We start from the raw sequence: 21,923 nt of genomic DNA, 5'->3' as shown, positions 1-21,923 counted from the left end.
CCTGTGATCCATAGGCAGGATTATCACAAGGCAGCCAGCACGGCCTCGAGTTTTTCCTGATCCCGCGCAAACTGCCGAATCCCTTCCGCCAGCTTCTCAGTCGCCATCGCATCTTCATTCGACGCCCAGCGGAACTGCGCTTCGGTCAACTGCTGACGCGCTTCGCCCTCGGCGCCCGGCACCAATTTGCGCGCCAGCGGGTCGGTATCCTCAGCAAGTTTTTGCAGCAAGTCCGGGCTGATGGTCAGACGATCGCAACCGGCCAGCTGTTCGATCTGGCTGAGGGTGCGGAAGCTGGCGCCCATGACCACCGTGTTGATCTGGTTGGCCTTGTAGTAGTTATAAATGCGCGTCACGGACTGCACGCCCGGGTCTTCGGCGCCGGTGTAGTCCAGGCCGGTATTTTTGCGGTACCAGTCGTAGATGCGGCCCACGAAGGGCGAGATCAGAAACACGCCCGCATCGGCGCAGGCCACGGCCTGGGCGAACGAGAACAGCAGCGTGAGGTTGGTCTGGATGCCGGCTTTTTCCAGGCGTTCGGCGGTGCGGATGCCTTCCCAGGTGGAGGCCAGTTTGATCAGCACGCGGTCGCGGCCGATGCCGGCCTGGTCGTACAGCGCGATCAATTGGTTGGCCTTGGCCCATAGCGCGTCTTCGTCAAAGGACAAACGCGCGTCGACTTCGGTGGAGATGCGTCCCGGGATCACTTTGAGAATGCCCGCGCCCACCGACACCGCAAAGTGGTCACACGCCAGGCCTACATCCCCTTTGGACAGGTTCACCGCGTTACGCAGCAGCTCGGCGTATTCCGGGATGGCGGCGGCCTTGAGCAGCAGCGACGGGTTGGTGGTGGCATCGACCGGACGCAGGCGGCTGATGGCTTCCAGGTCGCCGGTGTCACAGACCACGGTGGTGAATTGCTTGAGTTGTTCGAGTTTGGACGTCATGGGCGTCGGTCTCCAGAGGCGGCAGGGGACACCCGTTGTACCATTTCCCGAGCCGCTTGTTTACCCGCTCGCCCATCCGTCAGGCCTCAGAAAAGCCGGAGTTCTGCGGCCAACGGTGCTGGAACAGCTGCACGTCTACCTGGTGGAACAAGCCGTTGCGAGTAAACGGCGCTGTCGCGAGCCACTTCTGCACGTGGGCTTGATCATCAAAGTCCACCACCATCAGCGAACTCACCGGTTCGCCCTCGGCGCCCAGTAACGGCCCGGCAAACGCATTGGCCAAATGAAACCTTTCCCCTTCTTTGGCCGTTCACGCCCACAGGCTGCCTACCCATTCAATAGACTTGCTTAGCCGGCACGCATGTCGGTACGAGGCGAGGTTTCGGTATCAATGTAACGCCTCGCGTCGGCTAACGTCGGTTTGGTCATGCTCCTGCTCCCATCCGGCTTGAGAACGCTGTAGGCGTTGGCCTGACCGACCAGGTTGTTATAGCTGTCGTAATGACCGCCCGTTGGCCCCATTTCAATTCGATAACCCTTGTACTCTTCGACGAATCCCATGGTCACGCTCCTTGCAGGGTGGGTTGACCACGTCAGACTAAAAAGCATCGCAGGGAGCGTCTACTGTGATAATTGACAGGTTCTCAGAACAAACGGCGATAGGTTTTATATCAAGGCGCGCTCGAAGCATGAAGCGTGACGACAGGCCTCACGGCGTCCACGTCTGCACCGCCTGCGCATCCACCGCCTGGGGTAACAGCCCCGCCTTGAAGAACGCATCGGCAATCTTCTGTTGTTCACCCAGCGAGTCCAGAGTTACTGGCTGCACCTCATAGCTGCGGTGCGCATTGGCGGCTTCGACCGTGGCCACATCCAGATTGCCCCACAGCGGGCCCAGCACTTTCGCCGCGTCCTGCGGGTTGGTTTTTACCCATTTACCCGCGTTTTCCAACTGCTCATACACCAACTTCAACACCTCGGGATGCGCCTTGGCGTAAGGCGTGCCGGTCAGGTAATAGCGCTTGTAACTGGCCAGCCCGGCGCCATCGGCCAGGGTGCGCGTCGGTAGCTGGCGTTGCACGCTGGTGAGGAAGGGTTCCCAGGTGACCCAGGCGTCGACCTTGTTGTTCTCGAACGCTGCGCGACCATCGGCCGGTGACAGATAGGCCGGCTCGATATCCGAGAAGGCCAGGCCCGCCTTGGCCAGCGCGGCGATCAATAAGTAGTGGGTGCCGGCCGCTTTGGTTACCGCGATTTTCTTGCCTTTCAGATCCGCCAACTGCTGGATCGGCGAGTCCTTGCGCACCACGATGGCCTGGGCTGACGGTGAGGGCGCTTCCTGGGCGAAGTAGGTGAGCTTGGCCTGGGCCGCCTGCGCGAAGATCGGCACGGTGTCAGCCACGTCAGCGCTGATATCGACGTTGCCCACATTCAGTGCTTCGAGCAACGGCAGGCCGCTGGGAAACTCGTGCCAGCTCACGTCGATATTGTCGGCCTTGAGGGCTTTTTCCAGGGTGCCTTGGGTTTTCAGCAGGGTGATCAGGGTCGAAGACTTCTGGTAACCGATGCGCACGGTTTCCTGAGCCTCGGCGCTCACGGCGACGGAAAAGGCCAGCAGCCCGATAACAATGGCGAGGGGACGACGGATAGACATGGCGCGCTCGATTTTCAGCGAAATATCTTCAAGCTTAAAGTTCTAAAAAGCATTCGATAAATACTCTTTCGATCTGAGCTTAGGGGGCTTTTTCAAGGTTTCGATGAATCGGGCATAACCATAGAATTATATCGTTCTTTCATAATAGGTGATTATTAATATAAGTTTTAGGCCTGAATATTTTACGTCTCGCTGCTAAGGCTCCCCATGACAAAACGCCGCCAAATCCACTTATCGGCCTTCCTGTTGAGCGGTCCCGTGGTGCACAGCCACGCCGTGTGGCGCCACCCCGAAACCGTCGGCAATTACCTCGACCCGCAATACTATTCACGCATCGCCAAAGTGGTAGAAGAAGGCCTGTTCGACTTCCTGTTTTTCGCTGATCGCCTGGCCGTGGGCGACCAGATGGGCGGCTCGCGCGAATTCGCCTTGCGCTACGGCGCCCAGGACGCTACGCGCCTCGACCCATTGCCGATCCTCTCCTACCTGGTAGGCCAGACCACCAAACTGGGCCTGGGCGCGACCCGCTCCACGACCTATTACGAACCCGCGCATATCGCCCGCGAATTCGCCACGCTCGACCACCTGTCCAAGGGTCGCGCGGCGTGGAATATCGTGACCTCGATGAACGACAGTGAAGGGCGCCTGTTCGGCAAGGACAAGCACCTGGAACACGACCTGCGCTATGACCGCGCCGATGAATTTGTCGAGGTCGCGCTGAAACTCTGGAACAGCTGGGGCAAGGGCGCGCTCAAGCTGGACCGCGAAAGTGGCGTGCTCGCCGACCCTGCGCTGATCCAGTCGGTGCAGCATCAAGGCGACTGGTTCAAGGTGGAAGGCCCGCTGAATATTCCACGCACGCCCCAGGGTCGACCGGTGCTGATCCAGGCGGGTTCTTCCGGGCGCGGTCGGCGGTTTGGCGCGCGCTGGGCCGAGGCAATTTTCACCATTCACCCGCACCTGGCGGCCATGCGCGCCTTCCGCGATGACGTGCGCGCCCACGTGGTGCAACAAGGCCGCGACGCCGACAGTTGCAAAGTGCTGACGGCGGTGATGCCGTTTATTGGCGGCAGCGAAGCCGAAGCCCGGGCCAAACGCGACAAGCACAACGCCCTGGCGCGGCCTGAGTTGGGCCTGGTGACACTGGCTTCGCAGCTGAATGTGGACCTGTCGCCATTCCCGCTGAACGCCACGCTGGCCGAAGTGGCCCGGTCGCCATTGATCCCTGCGGCGGCCGCCGAAAAGCTGCTGATGCAGGGGCCCGAAATCACCCTGGAACAACTCGGCCGCATCTTTGCCAGCAGTGTGCGCGTGCCGCAACTGGTGGGCACCGGGGCGCAGATCGCCGACCAATTGGCCGAGCTGTTCGAGCAGGGAGGCTGCGACGGGTTTGTGATTTCACCGGGTTACTTGCCGGGCTCGTTCAGCGAGTTTGTCGAGAGTGTGATTCCGCATTTGCAGCGCAAGGGGGTGTTCCGCACGGCGTACGAAGGCTCGACGCTGCGCGACCATTTGGGGCTGGCCGATCTCAACAACTGAATTTTTTAAAGGGATATTTCGCATGGCTGCTTTTGATCACTTAACCCGCCGCCGGCTCCTGGGCCTTGCCGGCATCACCCTGGCCAGTCCCTTGCTGCTGTCGCTGCCACGCCTGGGCTTGGCAGCCGACGAACATGCGGGGCACAACACCCCACAGGAGCCCGCCGGTACTGGCGACTTTATCCGTCTTGACGCGCCGCGCTCACTCAAGCTGGCGGTCAACCTCAATGCTGTATGCCTGGCCCCGGTGGTGATTGCCCACGGCCAGGGGTTCTTCAAGAAGCACAACCTCGACGTTGAACTCGTCAACTTCGGCAACTCCACCGAAGTGCTGCTCGAAGCCATCGCCACCGGCAAGGCCGATGCGGGCGTGGGCATGGCACTGCGTTGGCTCAAGGCCCTGGAGCAGGGCTTTGATGTGAAACTCACCGCCGGCACCCACGGCGGTTGCCTGCGGCTGCTCAGTGCGGTGAACGGCGGCGTGACCAAGCTGGAAGACCTCAAGGGCAAGGCCATCGGCGTGACCGACATGGCCAGCCCGGATCGTAATTTCTTCTCGATCCTGCTGAAAAAACACGGTGTCGACCCGGTGCGCGATGTCGAGTGGCGCCTGTACCCGGCTGACCTGTTGGGCACGGCCCTGGAGCGCGGGGAAGTGCAGGCGGTCAGCGGCAGTGACCCATTCATGTACCGCCTGATCAAGTCCGGCGTGGCGCGTGAATTGTCCACCAACCTGGTGGAGGAATACGCCAACCTCAGCTGCTGCGTGGTGGGCGTCACCGGCAAGTTGGTGCGCGAAGACAAGCGCGTGGTCGCGGCGCTGACCCAGGCCATTCTGGAAGCCCATGACTATTCCGTGCAGCACCCGGAAGAAGTCGCCAAGGGCTTCCAGGCCTATGCGCTGAACACCTCCACCGAAGAAGTGCAGGCGATTCTGCATGACCATACCCACGGCCACCATGCGGTTGGCGCGGCGCTGACCCAGGAAATCACCACCTACGTCACCGACCTGAAAACCGTGGAAGTGATCAGCAAAAGCACCGACCCGGTGGCGTTCGCCAAGGAAATCACCGCTGATGTCTTCAGTTGATACGACGACCCTGAACCCGCCTCTGGCATTCAAAGTCTGGTGGCAGGGCGCAGGCGTGGTGGGTGCCTGGGGCGCAGTGGCGCTGCTGATCAGCTACGGGCCCAACGCGACGCGCCATTGGCCGATGACTCAGGGGCTGGCCAACCTGTGCGTCGGTATGGCCGCACTGTTTATTGGGTTGAGCCTGTTGGGGCGGCACTTTTCCAAACTGGGCCGACGGTTGCGCAATGCCGCGCCCTGGCTGATTGCGTTGCCGGTGTTGCTGGGCATCTGGGAACTGCTCACCGCCAAACTGGCATTGCTGCCGGTGCCATTTTTCGCGCCGCCGCAGGCGTTGCTCGCGGTGTATATCGAAGACTACGCACGCCTGGCCGACAGCCTGTTGCATTCGGCGTTGCTGCTGGGCTCGGGCGTAGCGTTGGGGGCGGCTACCGGCTTCGTCGCGGGCGTGGCCATCGGCTGGTCCACACGGATCGGCTACTGGCTGCACCCGGTGTTGCGCATCCTTGGGCCGGTGCCGTCGACGGCTTTGTTGCCGCTGTGTTTTTTCCTGTTCCCCAGCAGTTGGAGCGCCAGCGTATTCCTGATCGCCCTGGCCACCTGGTTTCCGGTCACGGTGCTGACCTGGTCCGGCGTGGCGAGTGTGGATAAAGCCTACTACGACGTGGCGCGTACCCTGGGTGCCAAGCACGCTTTCCTGGTTTTCAAGGTGGCGATTCCCGCCGCGTTGCCCCATGTGTTTGTCGGCCTGTTCATGGGCCTGGGCGCCTCATTCTCGACCTTGGTAGTGGCGGAAATGATGGGGGTGAAATCCGGCATCGGCTGGTACCTGCAATGGGCACAGGGGTGGGCGGCGTACGCGAATATGTACGCGGCATTGTTGATCATGGCGCTGGCGTGTTCGGGGTTGATCACCGGGTTGTTCCTGGTACGCGACCGTTTGCTGGCCTGGCAGAAAGGAGCAATGAAATGGTAGCCCTGGCACACGCGGCATCGGCGTCGACGGGGTTGGCGTTGCGGATAGAAAATCTGAGTCACGGCTTTGCCCTGGACGGGCACCCTCTACCGGTGCTGGAGCGGGTTTCGCTGGACGTAGCACCGGGCGAGTGTGTGGCGCTGCTCGGGCCTTCGGGCTGTGGTAAATCCACCTTGCTGCGCCTGGTGGCCGGTTTGGAACCGGCTGACGCCGGCAGGTTGTTGGCCGATGGCGAACCCATTCTCGGCCCGGACCCGAGCCGCGTGGTGGTCTTCCAGGACCCGACCCTGTACCCGTGGCGCCGCGTGTGGGACAACGTGGCGCTTGGCCTGGAGGCCCAGGGTTTGCTGAAGACGCATGCTTTCAAGGTGGATGAGGCGTTGGAAAAAGTCGGCCTTAGCGCGTTTGCCCGCGCGTACCCTCGGCAGCTTTCTGGTGGCATGGCGCAGCGGGTGGCGTTGGCGCGGGCGTTGGTCAATCAGCCGCGATTGCTGATCCTCGACGAGCCCTTGGGCAAACTCGATTCATTGACTCGCATCACCATGCAAAAGGAACTCATCAACCTGTGGCAGCGCCAAGGCTATACCGCGTTGTTGGTGACCCATGATGTGGAGGAGGCCTTGCTGCTGGCCAACCGCGTGATTGTGTTCAGTGACCGCCCGGCGCAGGTTCAGGCGCAGTTGAGCATTGATCGACCTTACCCTCGACACCGCGATGACCCTTATCTGGTGGGCCTGCGCCGGCAGATACTGGGCTTGCTGGGTTTGGGAGAGAGCTGGTAGTCATGAGCGCGTGTTCTTCAGCCGCGATAACGCAGCGCTTCCACCAGCAACGCAAACGCCGGCGAAGCCTGTCGCCGGCTTGGGTAGTACAGGTGAAAACCGGCAAAGGGGGCGCACCAGTCGTCCAGCACGGCGATCAAGCGGCCATCCGCCAAGTAAGGCGCCACGATGTCCTGAGGAATGTAGCTCAGGCCAAACCCGTCCACGGCGGCCTTGAGCAGTTGGTACACACCATTGAAGGTCACTTGGCCTGACACCCGCACGTTCAGGCTTTCCCCGGCCTTTTTGAATTCCCAGGCGTACAGGCCACCGTTGGTGGGCAGGCGCAGGTTGTTGCACGCGTGGGCCGTGAGGTCGCGTGGCGTCGTCGGAAGGGGATGGTCGGCAAAATAGCGGGGTGAACCGACGACGAGCATGCGCATGTCCGGGCCGATACGAGTGGCGATCATGCCTTCGGCCACGTCCTCCCCCAGGCGCACGCCGGCGTCGAAACCCTGGGCGGCAATATCGACGAAACCGTAGTCGCAGCAGACTTCGATAGCGATGTCAGGGTATTGGGCCAGGAAAGGTTTGAGCACCGGCCAGAGGATGTGCTCCAGCGCATGGTCCATGGCGTTGATGCGGATCGTGCCCGAGGGCGTGTCGCGCAAATTGCTCAGGCCTTCCAGGCCAATCTGGATTTCATCGAAGTGCGGCCCGACGGTGTCGATCAGGTGTTGCCCGGCCTCGGTGGGCGACACGCTGCGTGTGGTGCGTGTGAGCAAGCGCAGCCCCAAACGCGCTTCCAGCGCGCGGATCGTATGGCTCAGTGCCGACTGCGACACGCCAAGTTTCGCTGCCGCCTTGGTAAAGCTGCGCTCGCGCGCAACAGCCAGGAAGGCGAGCAGGTCATTGGCATTTTCTTTGAGCATTGATGAGCAGCTCTCATAAGTATTTTCAGATTCTAGCGGCTAATTATCTCAATAGGGTGCTGTTAGATTGAATCCAGCCCTTCAATCGGAGAACGACCGTTGAAAACATTCGCTGCCGCAGCGCTCTCGCTGTCATTGCTCGCTCAAGAATCCAGCGCACAGGAGACCCCCATGCTCACCATCACCCCCAATGGCTCGCAACCCTCAGCCCAAGGCCCTGCCGACTGGTTCACCGGCACCGTGCGCGTGGATGCGCCCTTCAAAGGCACCGATGCCGCACGCGTCAGTGGCGCCACCGTCACCTTCGAACCGGGCGCACGCACCGCCTGGCATACCCACCCCTTGGGGCAGACATTGATCGTCACCGCCGGCGCCGGGCTGGTGCAGGAATGGGGCCAGCCGGTACGTGCCATCCGCCCCGGCGACACGGTGTGGATTGCCCCCGGCGTCAAGCATTGGCACGGCGCTACGCCGAGCACGGCCATGACCCATATCGCGATTGCCGAGGTGCTGGACGGCAAGGTGGTGGACTGGTTGGAGCCGGTCAGTGAAGGGCAGTACGCGTCAGCGCCGTGACCTCAAACCTGCTCCTCTTCGCGCAACTGCACACTCATATCATCACAACTCTGCGCCCAGTCGCTCAGCCACTGTGGCATAGGCGGTGATGCCTCGGCCAAGCCCAGCTCCCGCAGAAAATCTGCCGGGGGCAGGGTGCCCTTGGCTGATTTAAACAGCCCGCGCATCACCACCACGCCCACCACCCGACCCTTGCTGACAAAACGGTGCTCCATCAGGCTCCATTTGTGGTCCCAGCCGAGCATGCGGGTGTGCACCTCGAACACTTCGAACAGCTTCAACTCGCGGCGAAACTTGCCCCAGGTATCGCCTACGATCGGCAACGCCTTGTTGCGCAGGGCCACGCGAAACGCGCCGGTGCGCAGTACAAAATCCATCCGCGCGACGTCCGCCAGGGAGAAGTACCGGCCATTGGTGACATGCCGGTTGATATCCAGGTCCAGCGGCCACACTCGCATGCGCACCACGGTGGTTGCCAAGCCATGGGCGGGCTTGCGCCAGGGGCGGCGGGACAACATGAACAGCAAGCGAAACCAGAGATTCATAAAAGCGCCAGGCAGTTGATCAGTGGCGGCACTTTACGGGCGCGAGATCGGCTAAGGTAGGTGCGCAAATGACTTATTTCATGCGAAAAACGCACGCGGGCTCTTTTATGCACATTACCTTGCTCCTGGCCGATCAATGCTCCGCCGCCAGTGCGACCCTGGCCCTGGAAATGCTCAGTGCCGCCAACCTGTTTGCCGACCGCCCGCCGTTCGAGATCGTGGTCGCCTCACTCGACGGCCAGGCCGTGGATGCCTGGGGCGGGCAGCGTTTGCAGGTGGCGTGCGCGACTGCGCAGGTGCGCCAGACCGACCTGATCCTTATCCCCGGCTTCCTCTTTACCCTCAAAGATGCTTTGCCGACTTTTTCTGCCTACGGCCCCTGGCTGCGTGAACAGCATGCCCAAGGGGCCGTGTTGGCGTCGATGTGCACGGCGGCTTTCTTGCTCGCGGAGACCGGTCTGCTGCAAGGCCTGCGCGCCACCACCCACTGGGCGTTTGCCGAGTTTTTCCGACGGCGTTACACGGATGTGGTCCTGGATGACGCGCAGATCCTCTGCGAAGAAAATCGCGTGATCACCTGCGGTGGTGCCAGTGCAGCGATGGATTTGATGCTGCACCTGATCCGCCGCTTCGGCTCACCGGAGCTGGCGCAGACTTGTGGCAAATACCTGCTGATCGACAACGTGCGCACCGAGCAGTCGGTGTATGCGGTGTGGTCGTTGCCCAAGAGCCACGGCGACGGCGAGATCCTGCGGGTGCAGCGCTGGCTGGAACAGCACTTTGCCCAGGCGCTGGTGATTGACGACGTGGCCCGGCGTTTTGGCTTTGGCGTGCGCAATTTCAAGCGGCGTTTCAAGGAGGCGACCGGCTATACGCCCATCGCCTATGTGCAAACCCTGCGTCTGGAGCGCGCCAAGCAGATGCTGGAATCGACGCGCATGACCCTCGACAGCATCACCTACGCGGTCGGGTATGAAGACAGTAACTCGTTTCGCCGCCTGTTCCAGCAGCGCGTGGGGATGCTGCCGGCAGCGTATCGCAAGAAATTCCTGGCAGTTTCGGGCTGATTCAGCGACGTAACTGTGCCTGGCTTTCAACGCACTCCACTAGAAACTCCATCACCACTTTCACCGACGGCGAACGACGGATATCGGGGTACACCGTGAGCCAGATATCGCGCACCGGGCCGTCGGTGGCCGTGGGCAGTCGGGTCAGCAGCGGGTCGTGATCGCCCACCAGGTTGGGCAGCACCACGGCGCCGACGTGCGCGCGGGCGGCCATTTGCTGGGTGATCAGGTCGCTGGCGGCAAACACGATCGGGCGTTGGCCGCGCAGTTGGTGCAGCCACGCTTGTTGGGGCAGGTGGTCACGGCTGCTGTCGTAGGCGACGAAGGTCCACTGCGCGGCAGGTAGCTGGTTGAATTCAGGCGCGCTATAGAGCCCAAAACGCACCACGCCGACCTTGCGGCGCACCAGTGCGTCTTCGTCGGGGCGCACCGTGCGCAAGGCAATATCGGCTTCGCCCTTGTCCAGCGCGGCCAGTTGCGTGGAGGGTATCAGCACCAAGTTCAACTGCGGGTACTGGGCGCGCAACCGCGCCACGTGAGGCGCGATGCAATGGTTGGCGATGGACGGCGGGCAACTCACCCGTACGGTGCCGGCCAGTTCGATAGAGGCGACGCGCGACAGGCGCAGCACTTCGGTGGCCATCTCGCCCATGCCTGCCGCCAATTCGGCCAGTGCCAGGCCTTGGGCCGTGAGTGGGCGACTGCGGGGCAGGCGGTCCACCAGTTTCACGCCCAGGGCTTTTTCCAACGCATCGACGCGGCGCCCGACGGTGGCGTGTTCCACCTGCAACTCGCGGGCGGCCGCCGACAGCGACTGGGTGCGGGCCAATACGGTGAAGTAATACAGATCCTGCCAATCGAACATCGGGTTATTTCCGCACAGAGGCTGGGAGAGATTGGGGAATATTCCAGCCGATCATGTCCTTTTACCATGGACGCTTCCCAGTGCAAACGGAGTTGTTCCCCATGAAAGCCATCACCCTGCAAGCCTATGGCGGTCCCGAAGTCGCCCACCTTCGCCACGACGTTGCAAAACCCCAGGTCACAGCCGGGCATGTGCTGGTCAAAGTGGCCTGCGCCGGAATCAATTTCATGGACATTCATACGCGCCAAGGCAAATACGCAAGCTCCGCCACTTACCCGGTGCGCCTGCCGTGCACCTTGGGCATGGAGGGCGCCGGTGTCGTGGTGGAAGTCGGCCCCGGCGTGAGCCATCTGGCCGTGGGCGATCGCGTGGCCTGGTGCATTGCCTGGGGCGCGTATGCCGAGTACGCCAATGTGCCGGCCGACAAAGTCGCGCAGATTCCCGGCGCCATTCCCTTCGATCAGGCCGCTGCGGCGATGTTTCAGGGCTGCACGGCGCACTACCTGATTGACGAGGTGGCGCGTTTGCAAGCAGGCAGTACCTGCCTGATTCACGCGGCGTCCGGCAGCATCGGGCAATTGCTGGTGCAAATGGCGCGTCGGTTGGGGGCGACGGTGTTCACCACCGGCAGCACCGCCGAGAAATGCGCGATTGCCCGGCAGCGCGGCGCCCATCAGGCCTGGACGTATGATGGATTTGCCGACCAGGTCCTGCACGCCACTGGCGGGCGAGGGGTGGACGTGGTCTTCGATTCGCTGGGCAAAAATACCTTGCGTGAAAGTTTTCGGGCCTGTCGCACGCGCGGTTTGATCGTCAACTACGGCAACGTCTCGGGCTCGCTGACCGACCTTGACCCGATTGAGCTGGGGGAGGCGGGCTCGTTGTTTTTGACGCGACCGCGGCTGGCCGACCATATGGCCGATGGGGCGACCGTGCAACGGCGCGCCAATGCGGTATTTGCGGCCATGCTGGAGGGGGCGCTGACAGTGGCGATCGAGGGGCATTACACCCTGGAGACGGTGCAGCAGGTGCATGAACGCATCGAGGCACGGCAACAGATCGGCAAGGCAGTATTGTGGGTGGACCACAACCTGCATTAATCGGGGACGAAAAAAACCGGCTGATCAGGCCGGTTTGGGGTGCCCCGCAAACAGTGCGGGGTTATGCGTTGTTGCCGCGCAGGCGATCCGCACCGCCTTCAGCCAGGCCACGTTCCTGCAGACGGTCCGCGCCGCCTTCGGCCAGGCCACGTTCTTGCAGACGATCCGCGCCACCTTCAGCCAGGCCACGTTCTTGCAGACGATCCGCGCCACCTTCGGCCAGGCCGCGTTCCTGCAGACGATCAGCACCGCCTTCAGCCAGACCACGTTCCTGCAGACGGTCAGCACCGCCTTCAGCCAGACCACGTTCCTGCAAGCGATCAGCACCACCTTCGGCGACACGACGCTCCAGCAGACGATCAGAACCGCCTTCTGCTACGTGGTTACCTTGCAGGCGATCCGCGCCGCCTTCAGCGACAACCGGATGAGCAAAAGCGTTTGCAGCGAGTACCGAGAAAGCGAGGCTAAGCAAGAGTTGGCGTTTCATGGTGGTGTGCTCCGAGTGTTTTAGTGAGTTGCCGTTTGGCATGGGTTTGATGTTACGCGTTGGATTTTTTAAGAGAACTTCATTGCGCTGATGGTGACTATCGACGCCAGCGATGGCCCGTTTTGCGGGCCATCGTGGACACGGTCATGGCATCTGCGGCAGTTCCTGAGGGCGCAGGTCAAACACCAGCACCTCGGCATCGTCGCCCTGGCTCAGGCGGATCTGGCGTTCGTCCCGCACGCGGGCGCCGTCGCCTTCCTGCAGGCGCTGGCCGTTGATTTCTAAGCTGCCCCGGGCCACATGCACGTACACATGGCGATCCGGCGGCAGGTCCAGGGTCGCGGCTTCGTCGCCCTTGAACAGCCCGGCATACACCCGCGCATCCTGGCGAACAGTGAGCGAGCCCTCGGCGCCATCCGGCGAGATGATCAACTGCAAGCGTCCACGTTTCTGCGTCGCGCTGAAGTGTTCCTGTTGATAGCGCGGTTCGGCGCCGGCCACATTCGGCACGATCCAGATTTGCAGAAAGTGCACGCCCAGGCTCTGGCTGTGGTTGAACTCGCTGTGGGCCACGCCGCTGCCGGCGCTCATCAGTTGCACATCGCCAGGGCGAATCACCGAGCCGGTGCCCAGGGTGTCCTTGTGTTCCAGGGCGCCTTCGAGCGACTTCCAGTGTTTCTGGGGCGCGTTTGGCTCCTCGTGTTTTGCCTTCTGACTCTCAACCCCCAAAGGAGCTACCCGATGACTTACAAACGCTTGAACAAAGACGACGCCGTGGTGCTATTGGTGGACCACCAGACCGGCCTGATCTCGCTGGTGCAGGATTTCTCGCCCAACGAATTCAAGAACAACGTGCTGACCCTGGCCGCGCTGGCTGAAGGCTTCGAAGTGTTCGTGGTGACTGACGCCTCCGGTACGTTCAACGAAGCCGTGCAACGCGCGTCGTGGGCACGCATGAGCGCGGCGGGTGCGCACCTGGTGAACTGGTTCTCGGTGGCCTGCGAGTTGCAGATCGACTGGCGCAACGACATGGAAGGCCTGGCCAACCTGCTGTCGCCGCGTATTCCCAACTACCGCAACCTGATGAACAGCTACTCGGCGTTTACCGCCAAGTAACCGGCCCTCAGGCATTCAGGTAAAACCCTGTGGGAGGGGGCTTGCTCCCGAAAGCGGTATTTCAGTCACCTCGTCTGTGGCTGACACACTGCTTTCGGGAGCAAGCCCCCTCCCACATTTGATTGTGTTCCCACATTGGGTTTGTGGTGTGGCTACCGACAGGCTATAAAACCGCAAAATGTCCACCGAGAAGCGACAATGAACCCCTTCGAAGACATGCGCCTGTTTTGCCAGGTCATGGAGTCCGGCAGTTTCACCGCCGCCGCCGAGCAACTGGGCCTGTCCAAGCAGTTTGTCAGCCGCCGTCTGATCCAGCTGGAAGACCGCCTCGGTGTGCGGCTGCTCAACCGTTCCACGCGTCGTCTGGACGTGACGCCGCTGGGCCAGAGTTATTACGAGTCCGCCTTGCGCCTGCTCGGTGAAGTCGAGCAGGTGGAGCAGGGCATCGCCGGCCAGAACAGCGAGCCGCGCGGCACCCTTCGCCTCAGCGCGCCGTTGTCGTTTGCCATGGCTCATCTTGGCTGTCTGTTACCGATGTTCCTGCAACGCCACCCGCACGTGTCGGTGGAAGTCGACCTGAGCGACCGCCCCGTGGACCTGATCGGCGAGGGCTATGACTTGGTGCTGCGAATTGGCACGCTGGAAGACTCCACCTTGATCGCGCGGCGCATCGGCAGTGTCGAACGGGTGTATTGCGCCAGTCCCGAGTACCTGGCCCAGCGCGGCACGCCGCTCAAACCCGAAGACTTGGGCGACCACGACTGCCTGCCTTACGGCCATGGCCGCCAGGTGCAATGGCGATTCCTGACCAAGGGCAAGGTGCAGTCGGTGAATGTCAGCGGGCGGATGCGCGTCAATAACGGCGAGCTGCTGCGCGACACGGCCATTGCCGGGTTGGGCGTCACGTATCTGCCGACGTTTATCGTCGCCGATGCCTTGCAGGATGGGCGTCTGGTCACGGTCTTGGAAGACTTCACCCCCGAAGCGCTGACCTTGTCTGCGGTTTACCCGCAGCACCGGCAAAGCTCAAGGCCGGTGCAGGCACTGGTGGAGTTTCTACGCGAACGCCTGGCTGGCGGCTGCTGAGTCACTGACACAACACATGACCACTGTGGGAGCGGGCTTGCCCGCGAAAGCATCGGCTCAGTCAACATAGGGTTTGGCTGATACGCCGCTTTCGCGAGCAAGCCCGCTCCCACATTTTTGTAGGCGTTCGGCTTAGCGATCGACCCGGTTGGCCAGCGTCGAACCGCCTACATAACGCTCCAGATTGGCCAGGAACGTATCGGCAATTTCCTGCTTGCTGTTAGTCGAAATGGCTGAGGTATGGGGCGACAAGCGCACACGCGGATGGGTATACAGCGGGTGCCCGTCCGGCAACGGTTCCGGTTCGGTCACGTCCAGCGAGGCCAAGCCGATCTGGCCGTTGTCCAACGCTTCCAGCAACGCCGCCTGATCCAGCAGACCACCACGCGCAATGTTGATAAGGTGCAACCCCGGCTTGGCGCTGCCCAGCACATCACGGTTAACGATATGCCGCGTGGCCTCGGTGAGTGGCGCGGCCAGCACCAGGTGGTCTGCGCGGGCGAACAGGTCGTGGATATCTCGTGCGGTTTCGACGCCTTCCACCGCAATGGGCGCCGCGCGTTGGCGCAGTGCGACCACGTTGATCCCAAGGGCCAGGGCCTTGTGCGCGAGGGCTTCGCCGATGGCACCAAAGCCGAGCAGGCCCAGGGTGGTGCCCTTGAGCGGGCGCAGTGCGGTGAAATGCCACTGGGCGTCCTTCACCCAGATGTCCGGCAAATGCTTGGACGCGGCAAAGATCGTCGCCAGGGCGAACTCGGCGAGGTTATCGGCGGCGCAGCCCCGGGAGGTGCTGACCGGCGGGCCGTTGAACAGCCATTGCGGATAAAAGTCGATGCCCGATGACACCAGGTGCACCCACTGCGCGCCATAGGGCCAGCCGGGCGGCGGGGTGTCCGGCGCGGTGTAACCACGCACGTTGATCGGGCGCAGCAGCAGGATATTGGCCTGGGGCGGCAGGTCACTCGGTACGCCGGCGGGCACGCCGATCACTTGGGCCTGCGGGTGGATCGAGGCGAGGCGTTCGCGAATCACATCGTTATAGTCTTCGTCCAGTTGGCTGGCGATAATCACCTGACTCATGAGCGTTCCTTCTTCAGATTGGGGCACGTTGGGCGAAGACAGCTTTGCCGACGCCTTGCAGCACGGCGTCGTTCTGTGGCGTATGCACGCGACTGCACAGCACGTCGCGGTAGTGCCGTTGCAGCGGACTGTGGCGCGACAGGCCAGGGTTGCCCGAGGCTTCGATGGCCAGCTCCACGGCGCGAATCGCATTGCCGGTCACCAGGTATTTAAGCTGCGCGGCATTGGCGGCAGGCGTGTGACCTTCGGCGGCTGCATCGAGCAGGCTGCGGTTGGCAAACAGCAGGGTGTCGATATGGCCGACAGTTTCCTGAAAACGCGGCAAGCTCGACAGCGCGGCGCCGAGATTGGACGGCTTGCGTTGCTCCAGCCAATTCACCAGCCAGTCCCGCGCAGCCTGGGCCACGGCGTCATACACCGACGACAGCAACACCGACATCCACAGGAACGCATCGCCATCGAGTTCCGGCTGCGGCGCGCTCCAGGGGCTCACACTGACGGCGTGGTCCAGCGGCACCAACACGTTATCGAGCACCACTTCATGGCTGCAGGTAGCCCGCATGCCCAGGTGGTCCCAGGTGTCGATGATGCTCACACCCGGGCTGTTTTTGGGCACCAGCCAGGCACCGACCAACGGGTCGGCGTCGTCACTGCGCGCCCACACGCTGAACCAGCTCAGCCCATGGCTGCCGGTGGAGTAGATTTTGCGCCCGCTGATGCGCCAACCCTCGGCGGTGCGCACCGCCGTGGTCGCCGGCAGGCCGCCACGGGCCGGGGTGCCGAGGTCGGGTTCGACGCGCAGGGCGTTGATCAGCGCACCGTTGCGCACCGCGTCTTCGGCGACGTGCACGCGCAGGTGCCGGGGCCAGGTTTTGCTGTCTTGCAGGCGTGTGTGTTGCAGGTACTGCATCACCAGGATCAGTGCGGTAGAGGGTTCGCCCTTGGCAATCGCGCTGATGGCTTTGCGCGCCTGGGGCAGGTTGGCGCCGCCTCCACCCAGGGCTTTGGGCACGGTGAAGGCGACCAATCCATGCTCATGCAAGCGCTTGAAATTGTCATGGGGAAAGGCGCCGCTCTCATCATACAAAAGCGCGTTGCTGGCCAATTCAGCGCTGAGGCGTTCGAGCAGGGCTTCGAAGTTGGCGACTTCCACGGAGCGTAAAGACGGTTGAGTCATGAGTCTGTACTCAGTCAAATGTGGGCGCGGGCTGGCTCGCGATAGCGGTGGTTCAGCCAATGAATGGGCTGCCTGACACAGCGTTATCGGGAGCCAGTCGCATCGTTCAAGCCAGGGCCTTGAGGGGCGCTTCAGCCACGCTGTAACGGTTGGCCGGCACGTGCAGCCCGAGGTTGTCGCGCAAGGTATGGCCGGTGTACTCGGTGCGAAACAGCCCGCGCTGTTGCAGCACCGGCACCACCAACTCGGTGAAGAACTGCAGGCCGTCCGGCAGCACCGAGTTGATGATGAAGCCGTCACTGGCGCCGGCTTCAAACCAGGTCTGGATCGCATCGGCGACTTGCTCCGGGGTGCCGACAAAATCGCGTTTGGGCCGCGAAAAACGCAGGGCCACTTCGCGCAATGTCAGGCCTTCGTCCCTGGCCAATTGCTTGATGCGGTCGGAGCCGCCTTTTTGACTGTTGGCGCCCAGGTCGCCGAGTTCCGGGAACGGTTCATCCAGCGGGTATTGGCTGAAGTCGTGGTCGTTGAAGGGACGGCCCAGCGCCACAATGGCGTCCTCTACGGTCACCAGGTCCACGGCCTGCTGATAGCGGCGTTCCACCTCCGCTGCATCGCGCCCGACAATCGGGCGGATGCCGGGCAAAATCGACAGGCTGTCGGCGTCACGGCCAAAGCCCTTGGCGCGGCGCTTCAAGTCGGCGCTGTAGGCCTTGGCCTCTTCAATGTTCTCGACGTGCACGAAAATCGCATCGGAATTTTCGGCGGCAAAGTTACGCCCATCTTCCGAGGTGCCCGCCTGGAAAATCACCGGCTGGCCCTGGCGCGAGCGGGCGATGTTCAGCGGGCCCTTCACCGAAAAAAACTCACCTTTGTGATTCAGGGCATGCAGCTTGTGCGGGGTGAAAAACTCGCCGCTCTGTTTGTCGTAGGCAAAGGCGTCGTCTTCCCAGGAGTCCCACAGGCCCTGGACCACGTTCAAGTGTTCCTTGGCGATACGGTAGCGCACGGCGTGTGGCGGGTGCTCGGCCTTGCCGAAGTTATCGGCGGTGCCGCTCAGCCAGGAGGTCACCACGTTCCACCCGGCGCGGCCACCGCTGATATGGTCCAGGGAGGCAAACTGGCGCGCCACCTGGTAAGGCTCGGTGTAGCTCACCGTCACCGTCGCCACCAGGCCGATATGAGTGGTCAATGCGGCGAGGGCCGAGAGGATCGTCAGCGGCTCGAAACGGTTGAGGTAGTGCGGGCTGGATTTGGCGTGAATGTGCAGGCTGTCGGCGATAAACACGAAGTCGAATTTGGCGCTTTCGGCCAATTCAGTCTGCTGTTTGTAGAAGCCAAAGTGAGTACTGGCATTGGCTTGCGCCTGCGGATGGCGCCATTCGCCCCAGCCGTGACCGACACCGTGGACCATGGCGCCCAGTTTCAAATGGCGTGGCTTCAATTGACCTGGCTTGCTCATGTGCTGCTCCTTTTAGCGCGATGCTTGGGAATTGGGGACACGCTCGGCGTTAAAGCTCTTGTCGAAGCCCTGCGACACGTCGATGTGCTTGGGCAGCAGGCCTTCTTTTTGATAGGTGTCGGCTGTGGCTTGAAGGCCGCTGATGACGGCGTCGTCGATCAGCACGGGGGACAGATGGGTGTCTTTGGCCACCTCCACGTGCACGGCTAACGGCAGGCCGGTGATCCTGGCCTGGGCGGCGGCGTACTCATCGGGGTGCACGTTGGCCCATGCGTAGGCGCGATCGACGCGGGCGACAAAGTCATCCAGTTGCGTGCGTTTTTCGGCGATGGCCTGGCGGGTGGCGGCGAAGTACAGGTGATTGCTCAGCAACTGGTTGCCACTGATCAACACGCGGGCCTGGCTCTGTGAGGTGACCACGGTGGTGTAGGGGTCCCATGTGGCCCAGGCGTCGACCGTACCGTTATCCAGTACCAGGCGCGATTCGCTGGGCAGCAGGAAAATGAACTGCACATCCTGGGTCGTCAGGCCAGCGCTGGCCAGGGCCTTGATCGCCAGGTAATGGCCGACGGAGCCGCGCCCGGTGACGATTTTTTTACCCTTGAGGTCGGCCACGGTCTTGATCGGTGAATCCTTGGGCACCAACAGCGCAGTGGTGTTGCGCCCTTCGGCGTGGATGATGCTGACCACCTTGAGCGATGCCCCTGCACCCAGGGCGAACACATACGGTGCATCGCCCAACGCACCGATATCGACGGCGCCGGCATTCAAGGCTTCGCCCAACGGCGAGGCGGACGGGAACTCCGACCACTTGATTTCATACGGGACGTTTTTGGTTTCGCCGGAAGCTTCCAGCAGCGCCTTGATCGTGGATTTCTGATTGGCCACTCGCAGGGGTTGCAGGTCAGCGGCGTGGGCGGTGGTGACCAGGCCCAAGGCGAGGGCGGCGCCCAGCAGAAGGCGCTTGAACGGTGTGGTGAACAGCATGGGACAAACTCCAGGCGTTTGTTAAAGGGGTACGGATACCTCCGCCTGGAGAAGGGGTCGGATGTCCTGGGGCGCTGCACCGCTCGCGGTGCAGCTGTAGGGTCAGGTGATGGGTCAGATCACATGGAAACCGTGGGTGGCGTCGCGGGCCAGTTGGTCGACCAGGCCGAACTCCCAATCCAGGTAAGCCTGCATGGCTTCCTTGGGGTTGTCGGTGCCTTCGTAGGGGCGGCGGTAACGGTCGATGCGCGGCGAGGCCAGGTGGGTTTCACCTTCTTGCAGCGGCAGTTGCGCCTTGATCCAGCCGGCCGTGCCGTCTTGCAGCAGGAACACCTGTTTGCCGGTAATGGCTTCGACCTCGGGCACCGCCAGGCGCGCCAGTTGGCTGCTGCCGCAGGTCAGCACGTAACGCTGGGCAGCCGGCACTTTGGCCAGGGCCTCGGGCAATTGCGCGCGCAGCGCCCACCAGGCCCCCGGGATATGGCGTTTCACGTAGTTGGCGCTGGCGGTGAAGTCCAACACGACCGTGTCGCCATGGCCCAGCCAGTCAGCGAGGGTGTGTGGGCTGATGAGTTCGGCTTGGGGCGGCGCGGGAACCGGGGCAACCCAGGCGCCATGTTCGCTGAAATGCGCCGGTTGCAGAGCGTCCAGCACATGCACTTCCCAGCCAAGCTGGGCCAGCCAGGACGCCGACATATTGGCCCGCACGCCATCGTCATCCGCCAGCACCAGTCGCGCACCGCGCACGCTGGCGACGTGGTCGGTTTCCTGGACCAGTTGGCCCCCCGGCGTGGAGCGCGCGCCGGGCAAGTGGCCGGCTTCGAATTCTTCCGGGGTGCGCACATCGAACAGGTAGGTGGTGCGGGTCGGTTCCTGCTGCCAGCGTTGCAGATCTGCCAGCGTGGCGCGGCCGACGCGGGCCTTGTCGGCAACGCGACGCGCGTCCTGGGCGGCGATCCGGCGGTGTTCTTCGGAGGTTGGTGCAAAGCGGCGCGACTGGCCATGGGCGAGTTTCTGCCCGGCCAAGGTCCAGCCGATGGTGCCGTTGCGCAAGGCCGACACCGGGTTGGCAATGCCGGCATTGATCAGTGACTGGGTGCCAATAATGCTGCGGGTACGCCCGGCGCAGTTGACGATGATACGGGTGGCCGGGTCCGGCGCCAGTTCTCGGGCGCGCAACACCAGTTCGGCACCCGGCACGCTGATGCCGGTGGGGATGCTCATGGTCTGGTATTCGTCGAAACGGCGCGCGTCGAGCACCACCACGTCGGCCTGGCTGTCGAGCAAGGCCTGCACCTGTTCAGCGGCCAGGGACGGTGTATGCCGTTCGCTTTCGACCAGTTCGCCAAAGGCCTTGCTTGGCACGTTGACGTCGATAAACAGCTCACCACCGGCTCGGCGCCAACCGTCTAGCCCACCTTCCAACTGGCTGACCTGGGTGTAGCCCAGCGCAACCAGGCGCTCAACGGCACGCTGCGCCAGCCCCTCGCCGTTGTCGTAGACGGTGACCTGCGTATCACGGCGTGGAATGCGCGAATACACCTCCAGTTCCAGCTTGGACAGCGGGATGTTTGCTGCGAACAGCGGGTGAGACTCGGCAAACGGCGCTTCTTCGCGCACGTCGACCAGAGCGACTTCCTCACGGTCCAACAAGGCCTGGCGAATCTGGGCAAAGCTGCGGGTCGATACGGTGGTCATAGGGCAGGACTCTTTTCTTTGGACACATCCCAGATGTTCGGGAGGTAGGCGTTGGAATAACCGGAGATAAACAGTTTCTCGCTGCCGTCGGGCTGGTACACCGCGCGGCGCACCGCACCGATGTTGGCGCCGTACACATGGATGCTGATGGACACCTGGTCGCTGTGTGCATTGCTGACCTGATGAATATCCCCCACCTTGGGCGACACAGCCTCGACCTGGCCCGGCACCAAGTGAACAGGCTTGCCTTCGGCCACCAGGCTGCCGTCAGGCGCGCGTTCGAAACCCTGGGAAAACTCCGCGCCACGCAACATGCCAATCAGCCCCCACACCCGATGGTCATGAATCGGTGTGCTTTGCCCCGGCCCCCACACAAAGCTGACGATGCTGAAACGCTGGCGGGAATCGGCATGCAGCAAAAATTGCTGGTAGCGCTGCGGATCGGGTTGGGCGTATTCGTCGGGCAGCCAGTCATCGTGGCTGACCAGTTGCGCCAGTAACTTGCCGCCACGGTGCAGCAGGTCGCCTTCGCGTGGATTGCCGTCGATCAATTCCGCCAGGGCGCCTATAAAGGCTCTGAGTCTCTCGGGGTGCGGGGCCTGGGTCATGGCAATTCCATCGTGCTGTTGATGGTTTTATATAAGCATAATGTTTATATTTAATATGCTATTTTTTAATGATTAGCTTATAGCTTTAGGTAATTTAGAACCGGTCTGAATAGCGTTAGACGTTATCGATCCCAGCATGGACTATCCAGGCAGCGTTGCGGCAACTATGC

The 21,923-nt window shown here is 62.3% G+C and carries 23 protein-coding genes and 1 pseudogene; 9 read left to right on the top strand and 15 right to left on the bottom strand.

The window, feature by feature from the left end; translation table 11 throughout:
- Positions 1 to 23: 23 nt before the first annotated feature.
- The 4 genes from tal to ACDZ94_RS27150 form a co-directional block, all read right to left on the bottom strand.
- On the bottom strand, positions 24 to 947 hold the full coding sequence (gene tal, locus ACDZ94_RS27165; protein WP_221294436.1) for a transaldolase: 924 nt from the start codon (positions 945 to 947) through the stop codon (positions 24 to 26).
- A 79-nt stretch (positions 948 to 1,026) separates the two neighbouring features.
- The gene (locus tag ACDZ94_RS27160; protein ID WP_432751918.1) at positions 1,027 to 1,230 is read right to left on the bottom strand and encodes a YciI family protein; all 204 of its coding nucleotides are present in this window, start codon (positions 1,228 to 1,230) and stop codon (positions 1,027 to 1,029) included.
- 65 nt (positions 1,231 to 1,295) lie between these two features.
- Positions 1,296 to 1,508: a hypothetical protein gene (locus ACDZ94_RS27155; protein WP_432751917.1), complete on the bottom strand. Its 213-nt coding sequence runs from the start codon at positions 1,506 to 1,508 to the stop codon at positions 1,296 to 1,298.
- Between the two features lie 148 nt (positions 1,509 to 1,656).
- Complete coding sequence (locus ACDZ94_RS27150) at positions 1,657 to 2,601, bottom strand: aliphatic sulfonate ABC transporter substrate-binding protein (RefSeq protein WP_432751916.1); 945 nt, start codon at positions 2,599 to 2,601, stop codon at positions 1,657 to 1,659.
- Positions 2,602 to 2,808: 207 nt separating this feature from the next.
- Between ACDZ94_RS27150 and ACDZ94_RS27145 the strand changes: the two genes are divergently transcribed.
- Genes ACDZ94_RS27145 through ACDZ94_RS27130 form a run of 4 tightly spaced genes read left to right on the top strand, consistent with a single transcriptional unit; the run spans position 2,809 to position 6,988 of the window.
- Positions 2,809 to 4,140 (top strand): LLM class flavin-dependent oxidoreductase, encoded by a 1,332-nt coding sequence (locus ACDZ94_RS27145; protein WP_432751915.1) that lies wholly within the window; start codon positions 2,809 to 2,811, stop codon positions 4,138 to 4,140.
- A 22-nt stretch (positions 4,141 to 4,162) separates the two neighbouring features.
- Positions 4,163 to 5,230 carry an ABC transporter substrate-binding protein gene (locus ACDZ94_RS27140; RefSeq protein WP_432751914.1) on the top strand — a complete coding sequence of 356 codons (1,068 nt, stop codon included), beginning with the start codon at positions 4,163 to 4,165 and terminating at the stop codon, positions 5,228 to 5,230.
- Positions 5,217 to 6,206 (top strand): ABC transporter permease, encoded by a 990-nt coding sequence (locus ACDZ94_RS27135; RefSeq protein ID WP_432751913.1) that lies wholly within the window; start codon positions 5,217 to 5,219, stop codon positions 6,204 to 6,206. Before ACDZ94_RS27140 ends, ACDZ94_RS27135 begins: the two co-directional genes overlap by 14 nt.
- Complete coding sequence (locus ACDZ94_RS27130) at positions 6,200 to 6,988, top strand: ABC transporter ATP-binding protein (RefSeq protein ID WP_432751912.1); 789 nt, start codon at positions 6,200 to 6,202, stop codon at positions 6,986 to 6,988. Before ACDZ94_RS27135 ends, ACDZ94_RS27130 begins: the two co-directional genes overlap by 7 nt.
- A 17-nt stretch (positions 6,989 to 7,005) precedes the next feature.
- Here ACDZ94_RS27130 and ACDZ94_RS27125 read toward each other — a convergent pair whose 3' ends face one another.
- Positions 7,006 to 7,899: a LysR family transcriptional regulator gene (locus tag ACDZ94_RS27125; RefSeq protein ID WP_432751911.1), complete on the bottom strand. Its 894-nt coding sequence runs from the start codon at positions 7,897 to 7,899 to the stop codon at positions 7,006 to 7,008.
- Between the two features lie 171 nt (positions 7,900 to 8,070).
- On the opposite strand from ACDZ94_RS27125, the gene ACDZ94_RS27120 reads away from it, so the two are divergent.
- Positions 8,071 to 8,475: a (R)-mandelonitrile lyase gene (locus tag ACDZ94_RS27120; RefSeq protein ID WP_432751910.1), complete on the top strand. Its 405-nt coding sequence runs from the start codon at positions 8,071 to 8,073 to the stop codon at positions 8,473 to 8,475.
- A gap of 2 nt (positions 8,476 to 8,477) precedes the next feature.
- Here the strand turns inward: ACDZ94_RS27120 and ACDZ94_RS27115 are convergent, their stop codons facing one another.
- The gene (locus tag ACDZ94_RS27115; protein WP_064451866.1) at positions 8,478 to 9,020 is read right to left on the bottom strand and encodes an acyl-CoA thioesterase; all 543 of its coding nucleotides are present in this window, start codon (positions 9,018 to 9,020) and stop codon (positions 8,478 to 8,480) included.
- 107 nt (positions 9,021 to 9,127) lie between these two features.
- Between ACDZ94_RS27115 and ACDZ94_RS27110 the strand changes: the two genes are divergently transcribed.
- The gene (locus ACDZ94_RS27110; RefSeq protein WP_432751909.1) at positions 9,128 to 10,087 is read left to right on the top strand and encodes a GlxA family transcriptional regulator; all 960 of its coding nucleotides are present in this window, start codon (positions 9,128 to 9,130) and stop codon (positions 10,085 to 10,087) included.
- A 1-nt stretch (position 10,088) separates the two neighbouring features.
- On the opposite strand, the gene ACDZ94_RS27105 is transcribed toward ACDZ94_RS27110, so the two are convergent.
- The gene (locus ACDZ94_RS27105; RefSeq protein ID WP_432751908.1) at positions 10,089 to 10,952 is read right to left on the bottom strand and encodes a LysR family transcriptional regulator; all 864 of its coding nucleotides are present in this window, start codon (positions 10,950 to 10,952) and stop codon (positions 10,089 to 10,091) included.
- Between the two features lie 101 nt (positions 10,953 to 11,053).
- Between ACDZ94_RS27105 and ACDZ94_RS27100 the strand changes: the two genes are divergently transcribed.
- Positions 11,054 to 12,052: a quinone oxidoreductase family protein gene (locus tag ACDZ94_RS27100; protein WP_064451868.1), complete on the top strand. Its 999-nt coding sequence runs from the start codon at positions 11,054 to 11,056 to the stop codon at positions 12,050 to 12,052.
- Between the two features lie 61 nt (positions 12,053 to 12,113).
- Here the strand turns inward: ACDZ94_RS27100 and ACDZ94_RS27095 are convergent, their stop codons facing one another.
- Both ACDZ94_RS27095 and ACDZ94_RS27090 read right to left on the bottom strand, forming a co-directional pair.
- Positions 12,114 to 12,539, bottom strand: a complete 426-nt coding sequence (locus ACDZ94_RS27095; RefSeq protein ID WP_221294444.1) for a hypothetical protein — start codon at positions 12,537 to 12,539, stop codon at positions 12,114 to 12,116.
- Between the two features lie 144 nt (positions 12,540 to 12,683).
- Positions 12,684 to 13,202: pseudogene (locus ACDZ94_RS27090) on the bottom strand (pirin family protein); the annotation flags it as partial.
- A gap of 78 nt (positions 13,203 to 13,280) precedes the next feature.
- Here ACDZ94_RS27090 and ACDZ94_RS27085 point away from each other — a divergent pair.
- Complete coding sequence (locus ACDZ94_RS27085; RefSeq protein WP_221294445.1) at positions 13,281 to 13,655, top strand: isochorismatase family protein; 375 nt, start codon at positions 13,281 to 13,283, stop codon at positions 13,653 to 13,655.
- Between the two features lie 198 nt (positions 13,656 to 13,853).
- Positions 13,854 to 14,741: a LysR family transcriptional regulator gene (locus tag ACDZ94_RS27080; protein WP_128590379.1), complete on the top strand. Its 888-nt coding sequence runs from the start codon at positions 13,854 to 13,856 to the stop codon at positions 14,739 to 14,741.
- A gap of 132 nt (positions 14,742 to 14,873) precedes the next feature.
- Here the strand turns inward: ACDZ94_RS27080 and ACDZ94_RS27075 are convergent, their stop codons facing one another.
- The 6 genes from ACDZ94_RS27075 to ACDZ94_RS27050 form a co-directional block, all read right to left on the bottom strand.
- Positions 14,874 to 15,821, bottom strand: a complete 948-nt coding sequence (locus ACDZ94_RS27075; protein ID WP_432751907.1) for a D-isomer specific 2-hydroxyacid dehydrogenase family protein — start codon at positions 15,819 to 15,821, stop codon at positions 14,874 to 14,876.
- Positions 15,822 to 15,834: 13 nt separating this feature from the next.
- A complete protein-coding gene (locus tag ACDZ94_RS27070; RefSeq protein ID WP_432751906.1) occupies positions 15,835 to 16,998 on the bottom strand; it encodes an acyl-CoA dehydrogenase family protein in 1,164 nt (387 codons plus the stop codon).
- Positions 16,999 to 17,104: 106 nt separating this feature from the next.
- Positions 17,105 to 18,460, bottom strand: a complete 1,356-nt coding sequence (locus ACDZ94_RS27065; RefSeq protein WP_432751905.1) for an LLM class flavin-dependent oxidoreductase — start codon at positions 18,458 to 18,460, stop codon at positions 17,105 to 17,107.
- Between the two features lie 12 nt (positions 18,461 to 18,472).
- On the bottom strand, positions 18,473 to 19,447 hold the full coding sequence (locus ACDZ94_RS27060; protein ID WP_432751904.1) for an ABC transporter substrate-binding protein: 975 nt from the start codon (positions 19,445 to 19,447) through the stop codon (positions 18,473 to 18,475).
- 114 nt (positions 19,448 to 19,561) lie between these two features.
- On the bottom strand, positions 19,562 to 21,145 hold the full coding sequence (locus ACDZ94_RS27055) for a rhodanese homology domain-containing protein (RefSeq protein ID WP_128590373.1): 1,584 nt from the start codon (positions 21,143 to 21,145) through the stop codon (positions 19,562 to 19,564).
- A complete protein-coding gene (locus ACDZ94_RS27050; RefSeq protein ID WP_064451877.1) occupies positions 21,142 to 21,753 on the bottom strand; it encodes a cysteine dioxygenase in 612 nt (203 codons plus the stop codon). The genes ACDZ94_RS27055 and ACDZ94_RS27050 overlap by 4 nt, the downstream gene beginning before the upstream one ends.
- Positions 21,754 to 21,923 lie beyond the last annotated feature (170 nt).

This window comes from Pseudomonas sp. UBT (genome assembly GCF_050915955.1).
GTDB classification, from domain to species: Bacteria; Pseudomonadota; Gammaproteobacteria; order Pseudomonadales; family Pseudomonadaceae; genus Aquipseudomonas; species Aquipseudomonas antarctica_A.
The sequence above is the reverse complement of the archived record's forward strand: the minus strand, read 5'-3'. Positions and strand labels throughout refer to the sequence as shown.

Bases quoted from the DNA above. Each gene is read 5' to 3' on its own strand.
- tal (WP_221294436.1), bottom strand. From the start codon at position 947: ATGACGTCCAAACTCGAACAACTCAAGCAATTCACCACCGTGGTCTGT.
- ACDZ94_RS27155 (WP_432751917.1), bottom strand. From the start codon at position 1,508: ATGGGATTCGTCGAAGAGTACAAGGGTTATCGAATTGAAATGGGGCCA.
- ACDZ94_RS27150 (WP_432751916.1), bottom strand. From the start codon at position 2,601: ATGTCTATCCGTCGTCCCCTCGCCATTGTTATCGGGCTGCTGGCCTTT.
- ACDZ94_RS27145 (WP_432751915.1), top strand. From the start codon at position 2,809: ATGACAAAACGCCGCCAAATCCACTTATCGGCCTTCCTGTTGAGCGGT.
- ACDZ94_RS27140 (WP_432751914.1), top strand. From the start codon at position 4,163: ATGGCTGCTTTTGATCACTTAACCCGCCGCCGGCTCCTGGGCCTTGCC.
- ACDZ94_RS27135 (WP_432751913.1), top strand. From the start codon at position 5,217: ATGTCTTCAGTTGATACGACGACCCTGAACCCGCCTCTGGCATTCAAA.
- ACDZ94_RS27130 (WP_432751912.1), top strand. From the start codon at position 6,200: ATGGTAGCCCTGGCACACGCGGCATCGGCGTCGACGGGGTTGGCGTTG.
- ACDZ94_RS27125 (WP_432751911.1), bottom strand. From the start codon at position 7,899: ATGCTCAAAGAAAATGCCAATGACCTGCTCGCCTTCCTGGCTGTTGCG.
- ACDZ94_RS27120 (WP_432751910.1), top strand. From the start codon at position 8,071: ATGCTCACCATCACCCCCAATGGCTCGCAACCCTCAGCCCAAGGCCCT.
- ACDZ94_RS27115 (WP_064451866.1), bottom strand. From the start codon at position 9,020: ATGAATCTCTGGTTTCGCTTGCTGTTCATGTTGTCCCGCCGCCCCTGG.
- ACDZ94_RS27110 (WP_432751909.1), top strand. From the start codon at position 9,128: ATGCACATTACCTTGCTCCTGGCCGATCAATGCTCCGCCGCCAGTGCG.
- ACDZ94_RS27105 (WP_432751908.1), bottom strand. From the start codon at position 10,952: ATGTTCGATTGGCAGGATCTGTATTACTTCACCGTATTGGCCCGCACC.
- ACDZ94_RS27100 (WP_064451868.1), top strand. From the start codon at position 11,054: ATGAAAGCCATCACCCTGCAAGCCTATGGCGGTCCCGAAGTCGCCCAC.
- ACDZ94_RS27095 (WP_221294444.1), bottom strand. From the start codon at position 12,539: ATGAAACGCCAACTCTTGCTTAGCCTCGCTTTCTCGGTACTCGCTGCA.
- ACDZ94_RS27085 (WP_221294445.1), top strand. From the start codon at position 13,281: ATGACTTACAAACGCTTGAACAAAGACGACGCCGTGGTGCTATTGGTG.
- ACDZ94_RS27080 (WP_128590379.1), top strand. From the start codon at position 13,854: ATGAACCCCTTCGAAGACATGCGCCTGTTTTGCCAGGTCATGGAGTCC.
- ACDZ94_RS27075 (WP_432751907.1), bottom strand. From the start codon at position 15,821: ATGAGTCAGGTGATTATCGCCAGCCAACTGGACGAAGACTATAACGAT.
- ACDZ94_RS27070 (WP_432751906.1), bottom strand. From the start codon at position 16,998: ATGACTCAACCGTCTTTACGCTCCGTGGAAGTCGCCAACTTCGAAGCC.
- ACDZ94_RS27065 (WP_432751905.1), bottom strand. From the start codon at position 18,460: ATGAGCAAGCCAGGTCAATTGAAGCCACGCCATTTGAAACTGGGCGCC.
- ACDZ94_RS27060 (WP_432751904.1), bottom strand. From the start codon at position 19,447: ATGCTGTTCACCACACCGTTCAAGCGCCTTCTGCTGGGCGCCGCCCTC.
- ACDZ94_RS27055 (WP_128590373.1), bottom strand. From the start codon at position 21,145: ATGACCACCGTATCGACCCGCAGCTTTGCCCAGATTCGCCAGGCCTTG.
- ACDZ94_RS27050 (WP_064451877.1), bottom strand. From the start codon at position 21,753: ATGACCCAGGCCCCGCACCCCGAGAGACTCAGAGCCTTTATAGGCGCC.